Genomic DNA, 6,335 nt, shown 5'->3' on the forward strand with positions numbered 1-6,335 from the left:
AAGCCATGTGCGATCAGCGAGTAGCCGACGTCATGGCACGCCAGGTCGTCTCGGCCGGACGCGACACCTCGTTCCGGGACCTCGTCACGACTCTGCTCGAACACGGCGTGCCCGCGCTGCCGGTCGTCGATCCGGCCGGCCGGCCGATCGGGCTCGTCACCGCGGCCGACGTGGCGGCGAAGAGCGAGTTCCACGGCGGCGCGGACCGGCTGCCCGCGTTCGGCGGGCCGCGCCGCCGGAGCCGGTGGCGAAAAGCGCTTGCGCGCACTGCCGGCGAGCTGATGACGGCCCCCGCGCCCACGATCGCCGCCGACGCGCCCCTGCACGTGGCGCTCCGACGGCTCGCGGACGCCAAGCCGGCCCAGTTGTGCGTGGTGGATCAGGCCGCCCGGCTGGTCGGGCTGATCTCCCACCGCGACGTCCTGTCCGCGTTGCTGCGGTCGGACGCCGACATCCGCGCCGAGGCCGAAGCCGGTGCGCCGGAAGGCGTCACGGTGCGGGTCGCCGATGGCGTCGTGACGCTCACCGGCACGGTCGGGCTGAGAAGCGTTGCCGAGCAAGCTGTTCGGAGCGCACAGTGCGTGCGCGGGGTAGTGGCCGTCAGCGATGAACTCGACTTCGGCTTCGACGACCGCACCGCGCACGCACTGTGAACCCGGCCGCTCAGCAAAAGCCCATGGGCACTTTCTCCCGGCCCGCCGCGGCGCCGAATTCCGCGGGCTGGCAGGTGGTTTCCAGCACCGACAGCCACAGGTCGCCATCGGGGTCGACTTGGTTGCGGCGGCTGGTCATCAGAGACAGCGGGACGTGCACGAAGCGCCGCCGCCAGCGCGCGACGGCCGCCGCGGTACGGCCCGCCATGGCGGCGTGCACCGCCGCGTGCGCCAGCCGCAGGCAATACACGCTGTCGTAGGGGTTGGCCGCGATGCTCCGGATCGCATAGCTCGGGTCGATGTAACGCATCGTGGGAGGAAGGCCTGCCGCGGTCAGGTGCGCGGCGATGCGGTCTTTGAGCAGTTCCCCCACGTTGCCGAGCTTGACGTTGCCCGACGCGTCCGTGGCGCGCCCGTTCCGGTGCGCCGCGCCGGGCCGGTCGAGCAGTTCCTGACCGGCCCCTTCGGCCAGCACTATCACGACGTAGCCCTTCGCCCGCACGCGTTGCTCGACGTGGGCGAGCAGTCCGTCCCGTCCTTCCAGCGCGAACGGGATCTCCGGGATCAGCACGATGTCCGCGCCGTTGGCGGCCAGCGCGGCGTAACTGGCGATGAACCCGGAATGCCTGCCCATCAGCTTCACGATCCCGACCCCGTTCGGGCTGGACGCGGCTTCGACGGAAACCGCCGAGATGAAGTCCGTCGCCCGGGCGAACGCGCTCTGGAAACCGAAGGACTGGTCCGTGAAGGGCAGGTCGTTGTCGATGGTCTTCGGCACCCCGATGACCGCGATGTCGAGGCCGCGCGCCCGGATCGCGTCGCTGAGGTACGTCGCGGCGCGCATCCCGCCGTCGCCGCCGATGACGAACATGACGTCGACGCCCCGCAGAACGAGGCTGTCGACCATCTCGTCGGCGTCCTGGCCGCCGCGCGAGCTGCCCAGGATGGTGCCGCCGTCCTTGTGGATGTCGCGGACGTGCGCCGGCGTCAGTTCGACGGTGTCGTGCCGATGCTCGGCGGTCAGCCCCTGCAGGCCGTTCCGGAAGCCCAGGATCCGCTTCACCTTGTAGTGCACCGCGAGTTCCTGGACGAGGCCGCGGATGACGTTGTTCAGCCCCGGGCACAGCCCTCCGCAGGTGACGATCCCGGCGGTGACGCGTGCCGGGTCGAAGTAGATCTTCCGGCGCGGGCCCGCCCCTTCGAAGCTCGGAAGGCGCGCCGGCGGGAGGCGGTGCCCGGCCAGCATCGACACGGTGTCCTCGAGCAGGACCCGGTCGCCCTCGGCGACATAGTGCGGAGAGGTCTGTTTCGTCGACACCATCTCGGCGAGCGGCGAATCGTAACGACACTCGCCGAGATGACGAACGCGGAGGTCGTCCAAATGCAGCGTCACCGGATCTCCCTGGTCGTGCGGACAGCGTGGGTCACTCGAAGGTGGTGTGGGTGAGGTAGCGGATCTCGCCCCGGGAAATCAGCAGCGATTCGCAAGTGGTCTTGCCCTCGCATTTCCGGGGGCGGTCGAGGAGCGTGCCCCCGGTGACCCCGGTCGCGACGAAGAAAGCGTCGCCTGCCGCGAGTTCGTCGCATTCGTAGACGCGGTCGAGGGACATGCCCGCCGCGCGGATCGCGTCCGCCTCTTCGTCCCGTTGCGGGGCGAGGCGGCCCAGCATCCCGCCGCCCAGCGCGCGAACCGCGGCCGCGGTCATCACGCCTTCGGGCGTGCCGCCGACGCCGAGCAGCAGGTCGACGTCGAGCGTCGGCAGGAGCACGGCCAGGCTTCCGCCGACATCGCCGCCCGCCGGGGTCTGCACCGCCGCGCCCGCCCGCAGCACGCGGGCGATCAGGTCCTGGTGCCGCGGCTTGTCCATGATCATCACCCGGAGCTCGCTGACCTTCTTGCCGAGCGCGGCGGCAACGTTGGCCAGGGTGCGTTCAGGCGGATCGTCGAGATCGACGACGTTTTTCGCCTGCGGGGGCACGACGATCTTGTCCATGTAGAACCCCGGCCCCGGCGACCAGAGCGTGCCCGGCTCGCCGAAGGCGATCGTCGCCAGGGAGCCGGGAAGATCCTTGGCGCAGAAGGACGTTCCTTCCAGCGGATCGACCGCGATGTCGAAATCCGGGCCGTTGCCGGTGCCGACGATCTCGCCGTTGAACAGCATCGGGGCGTCGTCCTTTTCGCCCTCCCCGATGACCACCGTTCCCCGGCCGGGAGCCTTCGCCAGCGCTTCGCGCATCGCCTTGGTGGCAGCGGCGTCGGCGGCCTTCTGGTCGTACCGGCCGACCCAGCCGTAGCTGGCGACGGCGGCGCTGCGGGTCGCGGCCAGCGCCACCGCCTCCAGTGCGTGGACATCGACGCACGTGCGCGGCGCGGCCTCAGTCTGACAGTGCATTTCGGGCTCCCATTCCGGTCGGTCGCATCAGGACGGCGAGGCCGCTATTCGAGATTCGCGTGGAGCCGCCACAGTTCGCGGGCTTGAGTGCCGCTGGTCTGCCACAGCGCGTGGAAGAGCGAATCCGTGATCAGCAGGACGGACTGTTCGAACAGGCTGCCCGCGTACTGGACGGAGGAGTTGCCGTCGAAGTCCTGCTTGTCCGCGGCCGGGATGACCAGCACCTCGGTCGCGGCCTTGGCCAGCGCCGACTCGGGAGCCGTGGTCAGCGCGATCACGTCGGCGCCCTGGGCCCGAGCGGTCTCCGCGGCCCGCACCACCCGAGCGGTCGACCCGGAGCCCGATGCCGCGACCAGGACGTCCCGTTCGCCGATCGCCGGAGCCGTCACCTCGCCGACGACGTGCGTCGGAAGCCCGAGGTGCATGAACCGCATCGCGGCCATCTGCAGCGCGAGGCCGCTCCGCCCGGTGCCGATGGTGAACACCGCCGGCGCCTTGAGCAGCAGCGCGCCGGCTCGGAGCCACGACGCGGACTGCACCGCCGCGCTCACCCGGTCCACCTCTCCGACGACCGCGCGGGTCGCTCCGGTGAAGAGCGCGGCGTCCAGTTTCTTGGGAATCGTGTTCGTCAACGAGATCTTCCTCCACTCGCGGGCGGGCGACCTTGGGGCGTCGCCTGCGCGGCCATCGCGCGGGCCAATCTGCTTAGACCACAAGGATTCTCCACTGCCGGTCCGGCCAGCAAGCCTTGCGGCATCAGGAAAAGCTATCCCCTGATTGGGATGACGAATAATGACGGCGAAAAGGAAGCGGCCCCGGCGGAAACACCGCCGGGGCCGCTTCGTGCGGGCGTACCGTTCAGGAGGCTCCCATCAGCCCTTGTGGACGCGTTCCGGGCGGATGTTCCCGGATCCTCCTGCCGCCCGCGGCAACGACATCACCGCCGAACGGAACGCACGCTTCGGCGTGCGGCTTCCGCCACGGCGTCGACGGTGATGCCGAACTGGCTGTACAGCGTCGTGAAATCCGCCGAAGCGCCGAAGTGCTCCAGCGACACGATTTCGCCGGCATCGCCGACAAACCGGTGCCACGGCTGGGCGATCGCCGCTTCGACCGCCACCCGGGCCCGCACCGAAGGAGGCAGCACCTTTTCCCGGTAGGCCGGATCCTGCCGGTCGAACCACTCCACGCACGGCATCGACACGACCCTCGTGGGAATCCCTTCGTCCTCGAGGATCTTCCTGGCCGCTACCGCCAGCTGCACTTCGGAACCGGTGCCGATCAGCACCAGCTCGGGCGTGCCGGTCGACGCTTCGGCGAGCACGTAGCCGCCGCGCGCAACGCCGTCGGCGGAGGTGCCCTCCAGCGTCGGCACGTTCTGCCGGGTGAGCGCGAGCCCGGTCGGGCCTCCGGTGTTCTCCAGCGCGGCTTTCCAAGCGTAGGCGGTCTCGTTCGCGTCCGCGGGGCGAGCCACCGACATTCCCGGGATCGCCCGCAACGAGGCCAGGTGCTCGACCGGTTGATGCGTCGGGCCGTCTTCGCCGAGGCCGATCGAGTCGTGCGTCCACACATAGATGACCGGCAGTTCCATCAGCGCGGCCAAGCGCACCGCCGGGCGCATGTAATCGCTGAAGATCAGGAAAGTGCCGCCGTACGGACGGGTTCCGCCGTGCAACGCGATGCCGTTGAGAATGGACCCCATCGCGTGTTCACGGATGCCGAAGTGCAGCGTGCGGCCGTAGGGCTGGGCGGTCCAGGCGTCGGTGGAGATTTCGGCCGGGCCAAAGGAATCCGCACCCTTGATCGTGGTGTTGTTGCTCTCGGCCAGATCCGCCGAGCCGCCCCACAGCTCGGGCAGCACCCCGCCAAGCGCAGCCAGCACCGCGGCCGATGCCTTGCGGGTGGCGACCCCCGGTTCGCCCGGCTCCCAGACGGGCAGGTCGGCCGCCCAGCCAGCCGGGAACTCGCGCTTGGCCAGGCGGTCCAGCAGGGCCTTGCCCTGCGGGTTGCTTCGTGCCCAGGCGTCGAATTCGAGCTGCCACTTCTCGTGGTCCGCCCGGCCCCGCGAGGCTGCTTCGCGGGTGTGGCGCAAGACCTCGTCGTCGACCTGGAAACTCAGCTCCGGATCGAAGCCGAGAGCGCGCTTGACCGCGCCGAGTTCTTCCGCGCCCAGTGCGGCGCCGTGCACCCCGCCGGTGTTCATCTTCGTCGGGGCGGGGTAGCCGATGACGGTGCGCAGCACGATCAGCGTCGGACGGGAGGTCTCCGCCTTGGCTTGCTCGATCGCGCCGAGGAACCCGGCTACGTCCTCGCCGCCGTCCACAGTGAGCACGTGCCAGCCATAGGCCTCGTAGCGCTTCGCGGTGTCCTCGGACAGCGCGATGCGCGTGTCGTCCTCAATGGAGATCTCGTTGCTGTCGTAGATCACCGTGAGGTTGCCGAGCTGCTGGGTTCCGGCGAGCGACGATGCCTCGGACGTGACGCCTTCTTCGATGTCGCCGTCGGAGGCGATCACGTAGACCTGGTGGTCGAACACGCTCGTGCCCGGCTCGGCGTCCGGATCGAACAGGCCGCGCTCGCGGCGGGCCGCCATTGCCATGCCGACCGCGCTGGCCAAGCCCTGACCGAGCGGGCCGGTGGTGATCTCGACGCCCTTCGTGTGCCCGTATTCGGGGTGGCCCGGGGTCAGCGAACCCCACGTGCGCAGCGCCTTCAGATCGTCCAGTTCCAGGCCGTAGCCCGAGAGGTACAGCTGGATGTACAAGGTGAGGCTGGAATGTCCGGCGGACAGCACGAACCGGTCGCGCCCGATCCACTCCGGGTCGCCGGGGTCGTGCCGCAGAACCCGTTGGAACAGCGCGTAAGCGACCGGCGCGAGGCTCATGGCGGTGCCGGGGTGCCCGCTCCCGCACCGCTCGACCGCGTCCGCCGCCAGCAAGCGGACGGTGTCCACCGCACGCTCGTCCAGACCGCTCCAGTCTTCCGGGAGCCGCTTGGCGGTCAGGCGGGCAATCTCGTCAGGGGATTGGTTTGCTGCCATGGAAGCGCACTCCCGATGATGTCGATTCTTCGGCGGGTTTCGGAAAAAGCAGATCCGCTCCGCTGCGCGCCGGCGCTTGTCCGGCGCGCAGCGGGCGGGTGTGGTCAGGCGGTGAGGCGGCGGAGTTCGCGGGCCGCGGCGGCGGGATCGGGCGCGTTGTAGATCCCGCCCCCGACCACCGCCACCGCCGCGCCCGCCTCCTTCACCAACCCGATCGTCGCGGCCTTCACCCCGCCCGCGATCGAGAAC

Annotated in this window: 6 protein-coding genes; 1 reads left to right on the forward strand and 5 read right to left on the reverse strand. The window is 70.0% G+C overall.

Annotated elements, in window-relative coordinates; all coding sequences use genetic code 11:
• The first annotated feature begins 32 nt into the window (after positions 1 to 32).
• Positions 33 to 653 carry a CBS domain-containing protein gene (locus EIZ44_RS21530; protein ID WP_134730766.1) on the forward strand — a complete coding sequence of 207 codons (621 nt, stop codon included), beginning with the start codon at positions 33 to 35 and terminating at the stop codon, positions 651 to 653.
• 10 nt (positions 654 to 663) lie between these two features.
• On the opposite strand, the gene EIZ44_RS21535 is transcribed toward EIZ44_RS21530, so the two are convergent.
• From EIZ44_RS21535 to EIZ44_RS21555, 5 genes are all read right to left on the reverse strand, one after another.
• The gene (locus tag EIZ44_RS21535) at positions 664 to 2,046 is read right to left on the reverse strand and encodes an ATP-dependent 6-phosphofructokinase (protein WP_037819252.1); all 1,383 of its coding nucleotides are present in this window, start codon (positions 2,044 to 2,046) and stop codon (positions 664 to 666) included.
• 31 nt (positions 2,047 to 2,077) lie between these two features.
• On the reverse strand, positions 2,078 to 3,046 hold the full coding sequence (glpX, locus tag EIZ44_RS21540) for a class II fructose-bisphosphatase (RefSeq protein WP_134730768.1): 969 nt from the start codon (positions 3,044 to 3,046) through the stop codon (positions 2,078 to 2,080).
• Positions 3,047 to 3,090: 44 nt separating this feature from the next.
• Positions 3,091 to 3,678 (reverse strand): 6-phospho-3-hexuloisomerase, encoded by a 588-nt coding sequence (gene hxlB / locus EIZ44_RS21545; RefSeq protein WP_134730770.1) that lies wholly within the window; start codon positions 3,676 to 3,678, stop codon positions 3,091 to 3,093.
• 305 nt (positions 3,679 to 3,983) lie between these two features.
• Positions 3,984 to 6,086 carry a transketolase gene (tkt, locus tag EIZ44_RS21550; RefSeq protein WP_205673255.1) on the reverse strand — a complete coding sequence of 701 codons (2,103 nt, stop codon included), beginning with the start codon at positions 6,084 to 6,086 and terminating at the stop codon, positions 3,984 to 3,986.
• 104 nt (positions 6,087 to 6,190) lie between these two features.
• Entirely contained in the window at positions 6,191 to 6,328 is a 138-nt protein-coding gene (locus EIZ44_RS21555) for an orotidine 5'-phosphate decarboxylase / HUMPS family protein (protein WP_338081086.1), read from the reverse strand.
• Positions 6,329 to 6,335 lie beyond the last annotated feature (7 nt).

Origin of the sequence: Amycolatopsis nivea (genome assembly GCF_004522235.1) — a bacterium.
Lineage (GTDB): Bacteria > Actinomycetota > Actinomycetes > Mycobacteriales > Pseudonocardiaceae > Amycolatopsis > Amycolatopsis nivea.